General features: G+C 64.0%; 13 protein-coding genes and 1 pseudogene. 6 read left to right on the top strand and 8 right to left on the bottom strand.

The features are described from left to right. The first annotated feature begins 158 nt into the window (after positions 1-158). The 3 genes and pseudogenes from HV675_RS16785 to HV675_RS16795 all read left to right on the top strand — a co-directional run bounded on the left by HV675_RS16785 (position 159) and on the right by HV675_RS16795 (position 4,036). Positions 159-1,775, top strand: a complete 1,617-nt coding sequence (locus tag HV675_RS16785; RefSeq protein WP_175112053.1) for an EAL domain-containing protein — start codon at positions 159-161, stop codon at positions 1,773-1,775. A gap of 147 nt (positions 1,776-1,922) precedes the next feature. Then, positions 1,923-2,696 (top strand): annotated as a pseudogene (locus HV675_RS16790) (exodeoxyribonuclease III); the annotation flags it as partial. 371 nt (positions 2,697-3,067) lie between these two features. Further along, entirely contained in the window at positions 3,068-4,036 is a 969-nt protein-coding gene (locus HV675_RS16795) for an alpha/beta fold hydrolase (protein WP_175112055.1), read from the top strand. A 161-nt stretch (positions 4,037-4,197) separates the two neighbouring features. Here the strand turns inward: HV675_RS16795 and HV675_RS16800 are convergent, their stop codons facing one another. Continuing rightward, positions 4,198-6,156 carry an acid phosphatase gene (locus tag HV675_RS16800; RefSeq protein WP_175112056.1) on the bottom strand — a complete coding sequence of 653 codons (1,959 nt, stop codon included), beginning with the start codon at positions 6,154-6,156 and terminating at the stop codon, positions 4,198-4,200. Positions 6,157-6,516: 360 nt separating this feature from the next. Beyond that, positions 6,517-6,852, bottom strand: a complete 336-nt coding sequence (locus HV675_RS16805) for a DUF4148 domain-containing protein (protein WP_175112057.1) — start codon at positions 6,850-6,852, stop codon at positions 6,517-6,519. A 321-nt stretch (positions 6,853-7,173) separates the two neighbouring features. Between HV675_RS16805 and HV675_RS16810 the strand changes: the two genes are divergently transcribed. After that, positions 7,174-7,752 carry a DUF4337 domain-containing protein gene (locus HV675_RS16810; RefSeq protein ID WP_175112058.1) on the top strand — a complete coding sequence of 193 codons (579 nt, stop codon included), beginning with the start codon at positions 7,174-7,176 and terminating at the stop codon, positions 7,750-7,752. A 63-nt stretch (positions 7,753-7,815) separates the two neighbouring features. Here the strand turns inward: HV675_RS16810 and treF are convergent, their stop codons facing one another. After that, positions 7,816-9,678, bottom strand: a complete 1,863-nt coding sequence (treF, locus tag HV675_RS16815) for an alpha,alpha-trehalase TreF (protein ID WP_377700788.1) — start codon at positions 9,676-9,678, stop codon at positions 7,816-7,818. A gap of 317 nt (positions 9,679-9,995) precedes the next feature. Between treF and HV675_RS16820 the strand changes: the two genes are divergently transcribed. Further along, positions 9,996-11,426 (top strand): alkaline phosphatase family protein, encoded by a 1,431-nt coding sequence (locus tag HV675_RS16820; RefSeq protein ID WP_175112059.1) that lies wholly within the window; start codon positions 9,996-9,998, stop codon positions 11,424-11,426. A gap of 24 nt (positions 11,427-11,450) precedes the next feature. On the opposite strand, the gene hyi is transcribed toward HV675_RS16820, so the two are convergent. Together hyi and HV675_RS16830 are read right to left on the bottom strand one after the other, a co-directional pair. Further along, positions 11,451-12,218, bottom strand: coding sequence for a hydroxypyruvate isomerase (gene hyi / locus HV675_RS16825; protein ID WP_175112060.1), 768 nt, complete (start codon positions 12,216-12,218; stop codon positions 11,451-11,453). A gap of 218 nt (positions 12,219-12,436) precedes the next feature. After that, positions 12,437-13,231 carry a GNAT family N-acetyltransferase gene (locus HV675_RS16830; RefSeq protein ID WP_175112061.1) on the bottom strand — a complete coding sequence of 265 codons (795 nt, stop codon included), beginning with the start codon at positions 13,229-13,231 and terminating at the stop codon, positions 12,437-12,439. Between the two features lie 552 nt (positions 13,232-13,783). On the opposite strand from HV675_RS16830, the gene HV675_RS16835 reads away from it, so the two are divergent. Continuing rightward, positions 13,784-14,419 carry a LysE family transporter gene (locus HV675_RS16835; RefSeq protein WP_246270330.1) on the top strand — a complete coding sequence of 212 codons (636 nt, stop codon included), beginning with the start codon at positions 13,784-13,786 and terminating at the stop codon, positions 14,417-14,419. Positions 14,420-14,428: 9 nt separating this feature from the next. On the opposite strand, the gene HV675_RS16840 is transcribed toward HV675_RS16835, so the two are convergent. The 3 genes from HV675_RS16840 to HV675_RS16850 form a co-directional block, all read right to left on the bottom strand. Beyond that, the gene (locus tag HV675_RS16840; protein WP_246270331.1) at positions 14,429-14,866 is read right to left on the bottom strand and encodes a hypothetical protein; all 438 of its coding nucleotides are present in this window, start codon (positions 14,864-14,866) and stop codon (positions 14,429-14,431) included. A gap of 327 nt (positions 14,867-15,193) precedes the next feature. Beyond that, positions 15,194-15,346: a hypothetical protein gene (locus HV675_RS16845; RefSeq protein WP_175112063.1), complete on the bottom strand. Its 153-nt coding sequence runs from the start codon at positions 15,344-15,346 to the stop codon at positions 15,194-15,196. 73 nt (positions 15,347-15,419) lie between these two features. Continuing rightward, complete coding sequence (locus HV675_RS16850; RefSeq protein WP_175112064.1) at positions 15,420-16,358, bottom strand: 2-hydroxyacid dehydrogenase; 939 nt, start codon at positions 16,356-16,358, stop codon at positions 15,420-15,422. Between the last annotated feature and the right edge of the window lie 212 nt (positions 16,359-16,570).

Here is a 16,570-nt window from a genome sequence, read left to right on the forward strand (position 1 = left end):
CGCACCGACCGGATCCTTCCCATCCTGTCGCGCTGTTGTCGAAGCGGTACATCGCGGTCTAGCCGTCAGCTTGCGCGGGTACAATACCGCGTCGTCTCCACTCAACGGACAACGGCCCGCCGTGACAGGTGCGGGCCAAGCCTTCTCGTCAAGCGCTCATGTACGATCCGTCGAATTCCGCTGGGGGGAAACTTTCGGCTCTGCACGGCCCGGCAGGCGCCCGGCGCAGTTTCGCGCCGCGGCTGACGCTTGCCATTGCCGCGCTCTGCTGCGCCGCTGTCACAACCGGCGCCGTGCTGTGGGGCGAACGGTATGCGGACCACGAAGTCGAGGCGCGTGAAAGCCTGATCGGTCACGACATGGTCGAGTCGCTCGACCGCATGCTGACCAACGTGCGCACGCAGCGCCGCGACGCACTGCTCGAAATGGTCGGGCAAAACTGCCGGGACATCGCGCTGCCCCTTGCCGAACTGGAAACGTACGTGCAATACGTGCGCGGCATCAATCTCGTCGATCACCATCAGCTCTACTGCTCATCCGCGCTCGGCCCATTGAGCATGCCGCTCGCCTCGTACGTGCCGCGCGGCACGCCCGGCTCGCACGGCGTGATCGTCAACCTGCTGGCCGGAACACCGTTCCAACCCGGCACGCCGGTCATTTCGATGTACGAGCCTTCCGGCGACGGCAAGGGCGTCGAATACACCATCGAAGGCGTCTATGTCACCGACACGCTCGCGCACGGCATTCGTTACGGCGCGCAGCAGGTCATTCTGTCGATGCCGGGCTCCGGCGTGCTGACCGACAAGGGCGACTTCGTCCCGTCGATCAAGACTCCGACCGACGTCGGCACCCGCGTGTATTCGACGCAATGGCCGTTTTCGGTGGCCGTGCTCGCGTCCGCGACGCTCGCAACCGAAATGCACTGGCGCTACGGCCTGCTGTTCGGCGCACTCGCGATCCTCTTCGATCTGCTGATCGTGGCGCTTGCGCTGCTCGCGCTGGCGCCGCATCGGCAGTTGCTGGCCGCCGTCCGGCGCGGCCTGCGGCTTGGGCAACTGCATGTGGTCTATCAGCCGGTGGTCGAGATCGCGACGCGGCAAATCGTCGGCGTCGAAGCGCTGATCCGCTGGACCCATCCGCGCTGGGGCTCGGTCAGCCCATCGGTATTCATGGCGCAGGTCGAACGCAGTCCGCTGATTTCGCGCGTCACCCGTTTCGCGCTGCACTCCGCCGCCGCCGACATCGCGCAGAAAACCACGATCCGGCCGTTGCGCGTCGCCGTGAACATCGCGCCGCTCGACTTGCAGCGCAAGGACTTCGTCGCGGACGTGCTCGCCGTCAACGACACGCTGCCGCCCGGCGTCACGCTGGTGCTCGAACTCACCGAGCGTTTCCTGCTGGAAAAACAGCCGCGCACGCAAGCCATTTTCGATGTGCTGAAGGCACGCGGCGTGCAGTTCGCGATCGACGACTTCGGCACGCAGCACAGCAACCTCGATCTGCTCGGCCGTTTTCCGTTCGACTATGTGAAGATCGACGGCCAGTTCGTGCGCCAGGTCGATCGAGGCGGCGCGGCGCTGATCAGGGCGATCGCCGCGGTCGCGAAACATTACGGCATGGAAATCATCGCGGAAGGCGTCGAGAGCGAGGCCCAGCATGCGGCGTTGCGCGAACTCGGCATTCCGTTCGGTCAGGGCTTTCTTTATCAACGTCCGACCAGCGCGCGCGAGCTCCACGTCGAGCCGGAACCCGGCATGGCCGCGACGCGACCGTAGCCGCATTTTTTCTGGCGGGATTCATCGCTCATCGGCCGGGCGCTGCGCGTCGCCGTCTTGTGCGATGGCGCGTGCAGCGTAGCGCCGCCCGCCTCCCTTCACGCCGGCCCGTTCGCGCGGGCATGGCGTTTGCGAATCCGCGCCCATATGAAGCTCGCCACCTTCAACATCAACGGCATACGCTCGCGCCTGCCCTCGCTGCTGCACTGGCTGGAACGCGAGCAGCCCGATATCGCCTGCCTGCAGGAACTCAAGGCGTCCGACGACGCGTTTCCCGCGGACGCGTTGCGCGAGGCGGGTTATGGCGCCATCTGGCACGGACAGACGGCGTGGAACGGCGTCGCCATTCTGGCCAAAGGCACGACGCCGACCGAAACGCGGCGCGGCCTGCCCGGCGGCGACGCCGATACGCACAGCCGGTATATCGAGGCGGCCGTCGACGGGCTGCTGGTCGGCTGCCTGTATCTGCCCAACGGCAATCCGCAGCCGGGTCCGAAGTTCGACTACAAGCTCGCCTGGTTCGAACGCCTGATCGCTTATGCGCAGACGCTTCATGACAGCGGCCACCCGGTCGTCCTCGCAGGCGACTATAACGTCGTGCCGACCGATTTCGACATCTACAACCCGCGCTCGTGGTTAAAGGATGCGCTGCTGCAGCCGGAAAGCCGCGCATGCTACGCGCGGCTGCTCGAACAGGGATGGACCGATGCGCTGCGCAGCCGCTTTCCCGATCAGAAAGTGTTTACCTTCTGGGATTATTTCCGGCGGCATTGGGACACCAATTCGGGGCTGCGCATCGATCATCTGCTGCTGAGCGAACAGGTGGCGGCCGGATTGCGCAATGCAGGCGTCGACACCTGGGTGCGCGGCGAGCCGCATGCGAGCGACCATGCGCCGACGTGGATCGAACTGGAGTTCGGCAAGCACACCGGACGCACGGGTTCAACGACGGCCGCGACAATTCGCACGGCGGCAAAGAGCGGCGTTGCGAAGAACGTTACGAAGGACGTTACGAAGGGCATCACCAAAGGCGCCACGAAAAGCGCGGCAACGTCCGCGAAAAGCCGCACGAAGCCAGCCGGGCGCAGCACTGCCGCCGCGCATGCCGACCCGGCGCCGTCGACCACGACCGTGCCCCGCGCGCGCAAAACGGCGGCCGTCGAATCGAGCGGCCGCGCGAAACTCGCTAAAGCAAGCCGTAAGACTCGCAAGTAACGGGCGGCCGGCGAGCGCGAAGTCCGCCCGGATATGGTATTCATGCAGCGTGCCCACCCGCCCGACCACGCTACGTCATGACCGCCCGCACGACTCGCAGCCGCCTGCCGGACAGACCGATCCAACGCCATACGCTGCGCACGCACGATGGGCACCGCATCGCCTTCGCTGTCGCGGGTGCCGCGACCGGCATGCCGGTCGTGGTCGTGCATGGCGGACCGGGCGGCGGAACCGACCGCAGCGTGCTCGATGTGTTCGATCTGAACCGCTTTCGGGTCGTCATGATCGATCAGCGCGGCGCGGGCGCTTCGCGTCCCGCGGGCAGCCTGCGGCGCAACCACACCGGATCGCTGATCGACGATATCGAAGCCGTGCGCGCGCAACTCGGCATCGAACGCTGGGGTGTGCTCGGCGGATCGTGGGGCGCGGCGCTCGCGCTGGCTTATGCGGGCAGTCATCCGCAAGCGGTGCTCGGCGTCGTGCTGCGCGCGATGTTCCTCACCACGGCGCGCGAGATCGACGGCCTCTTTCTCGCGTCACGCAAGCGTGCGCCGCGCGAATGGCAGGCGCTCGTGAATGCCGCTCGCTGCACGCATCGTTCGCGGCTCTTCGACGCGTGCGCGAGCGCGCTGCTCGAGTCGCGCAGCAACGCGATGCAACGGGCGGTCGCTCTCGCGTGGTCGCGATACGCCAATGCGGTGCTATCGTCCGCGCATCGTCTGCGCCGTAGCCGCTCGACCCGTCCCAAGCCCGCGACCGTGCGCAAGCAGATTGCGATGTACCAGATCCAGTCGCACTTTCTGCGGCATCGCTGCTGGCTCGGCGAGCCGCGCCTGATGTCGCTTGCCAGACGCGCCGCGCAAGCCGGTGTGCCGATGGCCGCCGCGCACGGCACGCGCGATCCGCTCTGTCCGCCCGGCAACGTCGACCGCCTGGTGCGCGCGGTGCCGCATGCGCGCATCGAGCGGGTCAACGCCGGGCATCTCGGCAGCGAACCGGCCTTGCGTGATGCGGTGAGACGTCTGGTCGATTCGCTCTGGCGCTGACGCGGCAGCCGCGCTTGTGTGCCCTTGCGTGCCCTTGTGCGCGCTTGCGACATCTTCGTGCCCCCATCCTGCGGATGTGAGCGCGCCTGTCGCATCCCCTGCCTGCAACGCGACACCCGTTTCCTCGATGAACCGATGGATCCGGGTTCCTCGTGCGCGCCTTATGAATCGAGGCGAACCGACACCGTTCCATTCGAATAGACCGCCGACGCATGAAACCCGTCGACCGTCACGTTCGAGAACTGCTGCTGGCCGACGCCGCCGCTAATCAGCTGGATCGTGTCGCCGACCTTCGGCGTGAAGCCGCTGGCGAACTTCACATGCAACGCACTGCCCGAAAAGAACAGCTGACCGCCGACCGCCAGTTGCCCGCCGCCCGTTCCATTGACGTCGAGTTCGAGCGTCGCGGCGGGCAGCACCGTGAACTTGCCGCCCACCTTGACCGCCGAACTCGCGCCGATAATGGCCGAACCCGCGCCGACAAACACGTCGCCGCTGCCGAATGCAGTCGTCGAACCGGCTTCGAGCGCGCCGCCTTTGACCTGCGTGCCGCCCGAATAGCTGTTATTGCCGGACAGCTGCAAGGTGCCGGTGCCGTTGAAGGTCAGCTTTCCGCTGCCCGAGATGTCGTTGCTCCAGGTGTCGTTTGCGTTGAATCCGCCTTGCGCCGCATCCATCGATACCACCACGTCGCCGACGAACCCGCCGTATCCGCCGAAAGCGGCGAACATGTCCATGCGGCCATATCCTTCGGCGTCGTCCATCACCGGATAGCCTGACGGAAACTCCGTCGTCTTGATCACGACCCGGCGCTGGTCCGCGCTGAGATACGGAAAGCGCGTTTCGAGCAGGACCTCAGCGCCTTTAGGGACCACCGGCGGCATATCGGTCGCCTCGATTTGCGGAAAGCCGAACGTCATCCAGCTGATGTCGTTGGCTTTGTTGGTCGCAGGGTCGGCAAAGCGGTCCGTGCTCGCCGGCTGCGAATGGGCGAAGGCGAGAAACGTCGCCGGCGTGGTGCCCGTCGCCGCCATCAATGCGGTATGCGCCTGCTGGAATGCTTCGGTTTTCAGCGTCGCGTTGGCCGGATCGCTCAGATTGGCAACCGTTGCCGCGGTCGCAAACATCCGGCCTGCAATCACGTCGAGCGGCGAATGCATGCCCGCCTCGATCCGGTTGAAGCCGAGCTCCATGCCGCGCATCGTCATCTCCTGCGCACGCTCGGGCACACAGTACGCCATCGTCAGCGCATCTCTCATGGCCTCGGCTTCGTGGCCGCTGATATACCCGCCGTCGGTGGTCGGATCCGTACTTTCCGCCGGCACCAGCGTCGGATCGACGGCGACCTGCGCGCTCCAGCGGAATGGCCGCGCATACTTGTAGAAGCGCTTGGCCGGTTCGGTCGATGCGTTATTGCCCATGGCCGACAGCAGATCCACGACATGACCGAAGGTCGCATTCGATGCGCTGCCCACCCCGATGTTGTTGCCCGTGTCGTTGAACAGCACGGTCGTCGCATTGGCGGGAATGGTCGTGATCGTCGTGGTCTGTTGCGCGGCAGTGCGCCATGCATCGGCCAGCGGGCCCATGCCGTCGGTCACGCTAAAGCCTTTACCGCGGCGGTCGTCGAAATAGGCGGCATCGGCCTGCGCCTGCGTGCGATGAGTCGTCGTGTCGACCACGAACTGGATGTTTTCGTTCAGCACCGCGGTATTCAGTATCGTGCCGCCCGGCGTGCCGTCGTTCGGCAAGCCGGTCCATGAGGACGGCACGATGGCCGGAAACGACCCGACCGCGGGCGCCGACACGCCTGCGTCGACAATCTCGGTGAGCGGCTTCCACAGATTGAGGTACTTCGAGACGAGACGCACACCCGCATTCGTATCCAGCGTGGCGAAGCGAGCGTCGCCGCGTTGGTTCGTCGCGATGTTGTCGACGAATGCCGGTACATTGGGAACCGGTGCGCTGTCGGTGAAGTTTTTATCTGCCGGCGGCGCAGGCGGCATGGATGCAATGACGGCCATGCTGCCATTGCCACCGTTGCCGTCGCATGCGGCAAGTGAAAGCACGCTCGACATCAGCGCTACCCATAGCGTCGGACGTGTCTTGTAAGAACGCATATGCGTGAGACTCCGGGTTTGTTAGCTGAATTAAAGAAACCCGGAGTCTAGGTATGCCGCGTGACCAGCGCGTTACTAATTTGTGGCGTCGATTAATACTCACGACCCTGAATGAAACGGTAAGCAAGGCTTCCTGATTGGCTAATAAACGGCACCGCCGACGCTGGCGCACAGCCCCACGGGCGACGTTTTCTCGCCATTTTTATTTTTCAGGCATGAAGCGAGCGCGTCGCATAAAAAAGACCGCAAGGCGCCATGAAAAACACCCCAAAGGTTGGATCGGTGTCCAACTTTCGGGGTGCAGTTCAGCCAGGCCTACGGTCTTTATCAGCAATGTCCAGAATGGACCGGCGAATCGACTTACGGACGTGCGTACGCCGAACCCAGCCAATCGTTACCGGTATGCGCGTTCGATGCACCGGATTGCGACGTGCCGTTCGTCGCCGGGCCATAAGCAGTCGTCTGGGCAGCCGCTTGCGCGGTCGCATTCTGCGCATTCGCACGCTGCTCGGCGTGCTGGATGCCGTCCGGATAATGGGCATCGCCTGCGTCATACAGGCTTTGAGTTTGTTCCGCCTTTTGCACCTGCGCCAACTCCGCGCGCACCTGATCGCGCGTCACCGACGATTGAGCGAAAGACACCACAGGGGTAGCGAGCACCGCAGCGAGTGCAACAGCCTTGATAAGCGATTTCATGAAGACACCTCCCGAATCTGTTGATCTGTCACACACAGGCTTGTCTGTGACCGTTGAAGAGAGTCTAGTGGTTGAGGCGTCCAGGGTAAACCCTGATATTGAGAAAGGACCTTTGTGTATTTCGAACCTAATTGTTTCCATTCCAGACGTACTCGTGAGCTTAGCGGGTCGCAAGCACCGGAGGGTTCGATAGATATGAACGTTCCTTATGCCGGCGGAGAAACCCTTCGTTCAAACGCAACGTGTTCGCAGGTTTCAAACCTGCAATCGGGTGCACCGGTTACGGTATGCTGACGCCTTTTTGCCCCGAGAGCCGTCACGATGTCCGACGAATTCGAAGTCCACGGCCCGCACGATCACGCGGTCGAACATGCGGGCGCGCATACCGCGGAGCCCAGCGCGTCACGTATTGCGGTGATGACCGCGATCCTCGCCAGCATCGGCGCCATCGCGTCGTACCAGAGCGGCGCGAACGAAAACCTCGCGCTTTTCTACAAGAACGAAGCCGCGATCCAGAAGACCGAAGCGTCGGATCAATGGGCGTACTACCAGGCCAAAGGCGAAAAGCAGAACCTCGCCGAACTCGGCGCCGCATTGAGCGATCCTTCGTCGGCCGCGCACGCGAAATTCGTCGCCGACGAAAAACGCTACAACGACCAGAAGGAGCCGATTCGCGCGAAGGCGGAAGCACTTGAAAGCGAAACGAAAAAATATAACGACCTCAGCGAGTCGCTGCAGCATCAGCATCACCGGTGGGCACAAGCGACGACGTTGATCCAGATTTCCATCGCGCTCGCCGCCATTACGCTGCTCACCAGAAAGAAATGGCTGCAGACCATGACAGCGGGCGTCGCGCTCGTCGGCCTCGGGTTTTTCGTGGCGGCCTGGTTCGCCGTGTAAGCGCGAGCGACGCGCTTACACGCGTTCCCGCTTCGTTCTCACTTCGTTCCCGCTTCTTTCCCGCTACTTGCCCGGCGTGTCCTGCAGACGATGCGTCGTTTGCGGCGCCGCGGCCGCGGCCGACGCCGCTTCGGATACACCGCGCGGCCCTTCGGGCACATCGGCCGGACGCGTCGGGCCGCCCGCCGCGGACGGATACATCGCCATCAAGGTGCGCAGCACGCCGTTCGTCCAGCCGAAGCCGTCCTGCAACGGATATTCGCCGCCGCCCGCCGCGCTCGCGCCCGCCTTCGCGTCGATGTCGTATTTTTCGACCAGCTTGCCGGTGCGCTGGTAGTACGCGACATTCGTTTGAATCCAGCGCGTCGCGATCTCGCCGGCGAGCGCCGACTGGCCATAACGCCGCAAGCCGGCTACCGCGAGATATTGCAACGGCGCCCAGCCGTTCGGCTCGTCCCATTGCTGACCGGTACGCTCGGTGGTCGTCGCGAGTCCGCCGGCGCGCAATAGCTGCGCACGCACCGTCGCGGCGACCGCCGCGGCCTGCGCCTTATCTGCAATGCCGAAGTAAAGCGGATAGACGGTTGCCGCGCTCAGCCGATGTGTCAGGCGCCGCGCAACGAAATCGTAATCGCCGAACGCGTGCATCTGCGGATCCCACAGCACCTGGCGAATCGCAGCGGTCCGCGCGGACGCGCGCTGCTCGAACTGCGCGGCCTCAGCCGCATTGCCTTGCAGACGATACGCATGCGCGATCGTGCGTTCGAGATCGGCGAGCAGGCTGTTCAGATCGACGGGAATCAGCGACGTCACGTCGATTGTGCCGAGCGTCTTGCCGTCGGCAAACCAGCGCGAGCTGAAATCCCAACCGGTCTCGCCGCCCGCGCGCAGATTGCGCCACAGGTCGGCCGCGTTGCGTTGCGGCGTCTGCGACGCGGTCGCGACGTCCTCGCGATACGATTCGTCGCGCGGCGTATCGCGCTCGTCCCAGTAGCGATTGAGCAGCGTGCCGTCCGGCAGCCGCACGAGATGCCGGTAAGCGTTGCCGCGTGCGATATGGTTCTCGCCGTCCATCCAGTAACGGTATTCGCTCAGCAGTTCGGGCAGGTAGCGCAGATAGACGCGCTCGCCTTCGCGCTCGGCGGCTAGCCGCACCATCTGCGCAAAAAACGGCGGCTGCGAACGGCTCAGGTAATAAGTGCGGTTGCCGTTCGGGATATGCCCGTAACGGTCGATCAGCGTCGAGAAATTATTGAGCTCGTCGTCCAGCAGATCTTCACGGCCGCTTTGCTCGAGGCCGAGCATGATAAAAAACGAATCCCAGTAGTAGATCTCGTCGAAGCGATCGCCGGGCACGATATACGCGTACGGCAGCGGCAACAGCGACGACCACTGGCTCGCGCTCTGGTCCGGGTCGCGCTTGAGCACGTCCCACAGCGTATCGATATGCGCGGTCACGCTCTGGTTCGGATCGGATACATAGCGCTTCGTTTCGCGCGCCGGCAGCGTGAAGTGCGCGGCGACGAACGCCTTCAGATCGAATCCGGCACGCGATTTCTGTTGCGTGTACTCGTCGACGATGCGCGACGGCGCGTCGTTCGGAATCATGTCCGCGAAGGTTTTGCTATCCGGATACAGATGCGCGAGTTCGACGTCGCGATAGAGCGCGCCGTAAAGCTCCGATGGCGGCACCGGCACCACGGGTGACGGGCCGCTGCGACCCGCTGCGCCCTTGGCCGTGTCCGCCGCGCCGGTCGCGCTCGACGCGCCTCGCGTATTCGCAGACCCATCGGTATTCGCGGCGGCCTGCGCTTTGCCTTCGGCGGCAGACTGTACCGGCGTCCCGCCGTTGGGCACCGCGCTTTGCGCGGCCGAAGCGATCGGTATCAGCGCAGCCGAGCCGAAAGCGAACAGCAGCAGATACATCGAAGTGGCGGCGGCACGTGTGCGGCGAGACAGGGCTTGCAGCATGGATCGAGGTCCTCGGAGTCGTGGTCATGGCTGATGAAAGACGTCGGTCAGCAAGCAATGTTCCCCAACTCGCGCATTTCCCGCCATGCGGCCGAAGCTGTCACGGACCCAACCGGCATCGCATTGCATCGCGTCACCGCACGCGCCACCGATGCCCGCCGCAGCGCGCGCACACCGGAATTTCCTTCCTTTGCCGCGTGTTCTAGCTAGTGCAAAGCGTCACCACCGGGCCGGGCCCAACCGGTCATCACTCGCAAAACGCGTCCAATCTCATGGCGAACATCCTTCCCAACATCAAGCATGTCGTTGTCGTGATGCTCGAGAATCGCTCGTTCGACACGATACTCGGCTGGCTTTATCCGGACGGCACGGCACCGGGTGTCATGCTGCCGGCAGGCAGTTCACCGCACTTCGACGGCGTGCATGCCGACATGTCGAATCCGTCGAAGTCGGGCGAGCGCATTCATGTCACGCGCGAAGTAAGCAGCTTCACGATGCCGTCGCCCGCGCCGCAAGACAGATTCGCCAACGTCAATGTGCAGCTCGGCCTCACGGACGGCGGCAGCGCACCGTCGATGCAGGGTTTCGTGCTCAACTATCAGGCCGTGTCGGACGCGGATCCCTCACAGGTCATGCAGTGTCACAGCCCCGCGCAATTGCCGGTGCTCTCGACGCTGGCGCGCGCCTATGCGGTCTGCGATGCATGGTTCTCTTCGGTGCCGACCGATACGCTGCCCAATCGTGCGTTTGCACTGGCCGGCACATCGAATGCACGCGTGAACGACGGCATGTTCGACCCGTTTCAATGGACCATGCCGACGATTTTCAACGTGCTTTCGTCGATCGACGCGAGCTGGAACGTCTATATCGACTCGCAGCGGTTGCCCTCGGTCACGCGCACGACGCTGCCGAGGCTGTGGGATCCGTTGCTGTCGCATCACTTCAAACGGCTGCCCGAATTCAGCGCCGATTGCGCGAACGGCACGTTGCCGCAGTATTCGTTTATCGAGCCGAATTTCTTTTCCGGGGCGACCGACCAGCATCCGCCGCACGATATGCGCGCCGGCGAGAAGCTGCTTTATGACGTGTGGACCGCGGTCAGCACATCGCCCGCCTGGAACGAGACATTGATGATCGTGCTCTACGACGAGCACGGCGGCTGTTTCGACCATGTGCCGCCGCCGTCGGGCGCGCTCGCGCCCGATGCGCGCAGCGCGCAAGGCGACCCCGACACCGGCTTCACCTTCGATCGCTTCGGCATACGTGTGCCGGCCGTGGTCATCTCGCCGTATATCGCAGCGGGCACGGTATTCCGCTCACCGACCGACACACCATACGACCACACGTCGATACTGTCCACGCTGCGCGACTGGCTGGACATTCCCGCGCACAAGATGCTGCCGAGCGCACGCATCGCGCAGGCGCCGACGCTCGAACACGTACTCACGCTGAAGACGCCGCGCGACGACCTCCCGCAGATCGCTGCGCCCGCAACGAATTTCGCGCCCCCGCCGCCCGATCATCCGCTGCACGATCTGCAAAAGCTCTTTGTCTCAGCGCTCGAGCATCGCTTCGGGCTCAATCGCGCGGCCGCCGCGCCCGCGCCATCCTCACCCGATGCAGCCTCCGCTTCCCCACCGATGACGACGCTGCAGCACGCGCTCGATTTCTTCACGAAGCACCTGCCGCATCTCGAACCCTAGGCGCAGGCCGCGCGCAGGCGAACCTTACCGGCACCAGTCGAGACCGCTTTCGGTTGCGCCTTGCGGGTTGTATTCGCCCGCGACCCAGCCGTCGTAACCGAGGCGGTCGAGCGTGCGGAACAGGAACGGAAAATTGATCTCGCCGGTGCCCGGTTGATGCCGGCCCGGATTGTCCGCCACCTGAATGTGCCCGATACGCGGCAACAGCCGCTCGATGGTCGCCGCGAGTTCGCCCTCGCTGCGCTGCATATGGTAGATGTCGTATTGCAGCCAGAGGTTGTGCTTGCCTGCATCGTCGAGCGCGCGAATCGTGACGGCCGACGTGTTCAGCATGAAGCCTGGAATGTCGTAGCGGTTGCAGGCTTCGACCATCAAACGGATGCCGGCCTGCGCCGTTTCATCGGCCGCATAGCGCAGATTGCCGGTCAGCGTGCGCCATACGAGGTCCGGATCTTCATCGGCCGGCGCGATGCCTGCGAGGCAGTTGAGGCGCTCGACGCCGAGCGTGCGCGCATAGTCGATCGCCTTTGCGACACCCGCACGAAATTCATCGACGCGACCCGGCAGGCATGCGAGCCCGCGTTCACCCGCGTTCCAGTCGCCGGCCGGCAGGTTGTGCAACAGCGGCGTCAGCTGGTGTTCGTCGATGCGGCTTTTGATTTCCGCTACATCGAACGCATACGGAAACTGGAATTCAACGGCGTGAAAGCCCGCTTGCGCGGCAGCCGCGAAACGATCGAGAAACGGAACTTCGGGGAACATCATCGTCAGATTGGCGGCAAAGCGAGGCATGGCTCTTCCCTGGTTCAGAACGAAAAAGAAGGACGGTGGAAACGATGCAGCCGCCATGATATGACAAGGCGTTGTCGGCGCAGATGACAGATCGGATCAGGTATCGTCCGTGCAGGTAATGCACCAGGTAACGCACCAGGCAATGCACGCCGTGCAAAACACGCATGCTGCGCACACACCGCTTACGGCTCCCGCGGCCGCGCCGCAGCCGCCGCGAATCAGTCGGCGAGCCTGAAGGTCAGGAACAGCGTGGTACGGCGATAACCGGCGCGCTGATACACCGGAAAGCCTGCTTGAGTCGCGTGCAAGATCGTGCGCGTCAGCCCGGTTGCATCGTACGCGGCCTGCAACACGTGGCGCACCGTCGCGAGGCCGTACCCTTTGCGCTGCGCATGCGGGCGGGTCGCGACGAGCGCCAGATAGATCTGCCCTTCATTGACGATCGCCGCCGCGGTCGATACGGGTTGCCCCGCTTCATAACCGATAAAGGCGAGCGCGGTCGACTTCCAGAACGTCGACCCGCGCAGCGCTTCCTGCCCCGCTTCGGGCGGAAAACCATAGCCTTCCGCATTGATTTCGCCATATACGCGCAACGCGGCGTCGTCGCTCACGCGTACGAATTCGAGCGGCGTCGCCGCTTGCGGCCGACCAACCGGAATCTCGCCGGCCATGCCGAATATGTCGACCGCGTATGCGAGGCCTGCATCCTTCGCAAGCGCATCGATACGGCTGCGCACGCCCGGGCTCAGAAAATCTTCGCTCACGTAGACGAGCCCCGGATGCCGTTTCGCGCGCATATAGGCGGCGGCATCCTGCAAGCGCGCGGCGAGCGCGTCCGCGCTGCCCATCCGCTCCGGAATAAACAGCGCGTTCCAGAACGGAAACGCGCTGTCGGCCCAGCAAACCGACAGACCCGGGCGATCGACCAGGTCGGCAACCGGCCGGTCGCCGGACAACACCTTCCACATCGACACGTACTGAAAATTCGATTCGACAGCTTCTGGAATGACCATTCGGTGGCCTCTCGAGGATCCGCTCACGCGCGGACAAAACCGGGTTGCGCAGCCGCCGCGTTGCGCCGTGCGCAACAGACAGCGCGTGCGCGTCAGGCGTGCGTCGGGCGGCAACATCGGGCGCTGGCTTACTTAGTAGAACATTCTGTTTGCCCGCTTATTCCATGACTTCGATCGCTCGCTCGACGTTCGCTTAACGGATAACCGGACACGACGGACGGTGACCCTTATAGATAAAGCAGGAATGCAATGAATGGCGCGGTGAAATAGCCTTGTTGCGGATACGGTCTTGCCCCCGGGGGCAGCTTCTGTCACCAGACAAATCCTGCACGCAAGCCGCGCGATGCGATGCACGACGCGAAGCGATAATCTGCAACGCGAAACAAAACCCCGCGCAAAGCGGCCGGGTTCGGCCAAATGAATCGATTGATGCCCAAGCGGCCTTTTCCCGTTATAGACTCGCCGGGGCAATCGCTTCGCATCGACGGCTGCCGCAGCGGCGCGCTGCCGGCATTCATCCGCTTTGGCCCATTCACAATCAGGAATACCGCTGTGGAACTTCACGTCTGGATCACCTACGCGCTCACCTGTTGCGCCATCGCGCTGTCGCCGGGGCCCGGCGCGGTGCTTGCCATGAGTCACGGCCTGTCGTACGGCGGCCGGAAAACCGGCGCGACAATCGTCGGGCAGGAAATCGGCCTCGCATTCGTGCTGATCGTGGCCGGCGCCGGTGTCGGCTCGCTGCTGATGGCTTCGCTGTGGGCGTTCAGCGCGGTCAAGATCGGCGGCGCCGCGTATCTGATCTATCTGGGTATCGCGCAATGGCGCTCCAGGAAAGCGCCGTCCGAAACCGGCGCGCTTGCCGCGCCGAACGCGTCGTGGCGCAAGCGCTGCGCGACCGGTGTGCTGACCAATGCGACTAACCCGAAGGCGATCGTGCTGTTCGTCGCGGTGCTGCCGCAGTTTATTGCGGCCCATGCGCCACTCGTGCCGCAACTGGCGGTGATGGCCATCACGATGAGCGTCGTCGATACGACCATCATGTATGGCTACGCATACGGCGCGAGTGCGTTTCGCCGCCTGCTGCACAGCGAACGCGCGGTCCGCGTGCAGAATCGTTTCTTCGGCGGTTTGTTGATGGGACTGGGCGCCGCGCTCTTTTTCGTGCGTCGCAGCCCGACCGCCTGAGCGAAGTGCTCAGCGCCGCTCGGTAATCGGCCCGTCGACGTCGATCCGCCCGACCGCGCCAGCCGGCCCTTCGACAGTCAGCGGGCCGCGCACTTCAAGGTCGCCGTGCACGACGAGCGGGCCGCGTACCGTAAGCGGCCCGTAAAAGTTGTTGTCGCCTGCGCGCCGGTCGGCATCGTCCGGTTGCAACTGGGCGACATGCTGCGCGGTCAGCGGACCGTGAACATCCAGATTTCCTCCGACGGTAAGCGGCCCTTCAACCGTCACCGGCCCGCGCACGACCGCCGAACCGATGATGCTGAGCGGCCCGGTCGTGACCGGCTCCGCTCCGGCCGGAACGCACATGGCGATTGAAATGAATCCGCAAGCGGCCGCGCACAGCCACGAACTGGCGCGCGCGGGCTGCGCCGCGCTACGAGCGATTGAGCCGATCACGGTGCCTCCCATTGCAACTCGGTTGTGCGACGCTGGGCCATGCGGCGCCCGGCCGGCGTCTGTTGTCTTTCTGTCAGTTCAGTCTAGTTGCGTGAAAGATGAATGACAAACCGTGTTGCATGCGCAAGCGCACGGGTGCGAACAGCCACGACTCAGCGCAATCATTGTGACGATTGAACGCGCCCCGTTGCCCCCGCCGCCGATAGACCTACCAGGTCGCGACCAGCGAATCGACGCCACGCAGATTGCCGCGCTGATTCCAGGCAAGCCTGTCGAGTTCGGGCAGTTCCAGGTCGGACAAGCGCTCCGATAGCACGCTCAATGCCGATTCGAGTTCGATCAGCGAGAGCCGGTCACCGGTTCTTCGACCGTCAACAACAGCGAAACGAGATCGTTGCCTGGACGCGCGCGGCGTGCGTCGACTACGCGGTTGAAGTAGCGCTCCATTTCTTCGTAGGCCGCGCTCGCGTATTCGATGCCTTCGGCATTCATCGGTGCAGGATCGAGCGCCCTGACGATGACCGCGTCTTTGCTTCCCGCGCTGTCCGCCACACCAACCGCTGCGTCAGATCGGCGTCAACACCGCATTGCCTGCGAAATGACGCGTCCCATTGTCGATGAAGTTCCGCACCGATGCCGCGATCGCCTCGGGCGACGTGCCGGCCACATGCGGCGTCAGCACGACGTTCTGTAAATGCAGCAGCGCCTGCGGCGGCTGCGGTTCACCCTCATACACATCGAGTCCCGCGCCCGCGAGCGTTCCGCTCGCAAGCGCGTGCGCGAGCGCCGCCGTATCGACGACACTGCCGCGCGACACATTGACGAGAAACCCGCGCGGCCCGAGCGCGTCGAGCACCGCGCGCCCCACCATATGATGCGTGGCCGGGCCGCCGGGTGTCGCAATGACCAGGTAGTCGCTCCAGCGCGCAAGTTCGACAACGTTGTCGAAATAGCGAAACGCGGTGTCGGCGCGCGGCGTGCGATTGTGATACGCGGTTTCCATCTCGAAGCCCGCGGCGCGGCGCGCAACCTTCAGGCCGATATTGCCGAGCCCGACGATGCCAAGCCGCTTGCCGGACACGGTCGGGCGCATCGGCAGTTGATCGCGCCACACGCCTGCGCGCGTGGCGCGGTCGCGCTGCGCAATATCGCGCACGGCCGCAAGCAGCAATGCAAACGCGTGATCGGCCACACAATCGTCGTTGGTGCCCGTGCCGTTGCACAACACGATGCCGCGTGCGCGCGCGTGATCGATCGCAATGTTCTCGTAGCCCGCGCCCAGCGCGCTGACCAGTTCCACGTTCGGCAGCCGGTCGATTTCCGCGGCCGTGAGGCCGGTCGTGCCATTGGTCAGCACCGCGCGTATCGCGGCGCCGTGCGCATCGATTGCCGCGCCGCGCTCGGCCGGCGTGGGCGCATACACGATGTCGAAATGAGCGGCGACTTGCGAATAGCTGTCGTCGTCCTTGAGCGGAATCAGCACTAGCAGCGTAGGTTTTGACATGACCGTGAACAGATTCGAAGCGGTGTTGATAAAGACAACGGAAATGGCGCACTGGACACCTGAAACACGCGAAGTGTAACAGCGCATCATGCGGCGCCGTACCGTGCAGCCACACCACATACGTCCTGTGTGTTTGCGGTCAAAACAGATTTCAACAGCTTCGCCCGTAACAATCTGTTGTCAATCGAATCTCACAAAATCACCGCAATCGG

The organism is Paraburkholderia solisilvae (genome assembly GCF_902859875.1).
GTDB lineage: Bacteria > Pseudomonadota > Gammaproteobacteria > Burkholderiales > Burkholderiaceae > Paraburkholderia > Paraburkholderia solisilvae.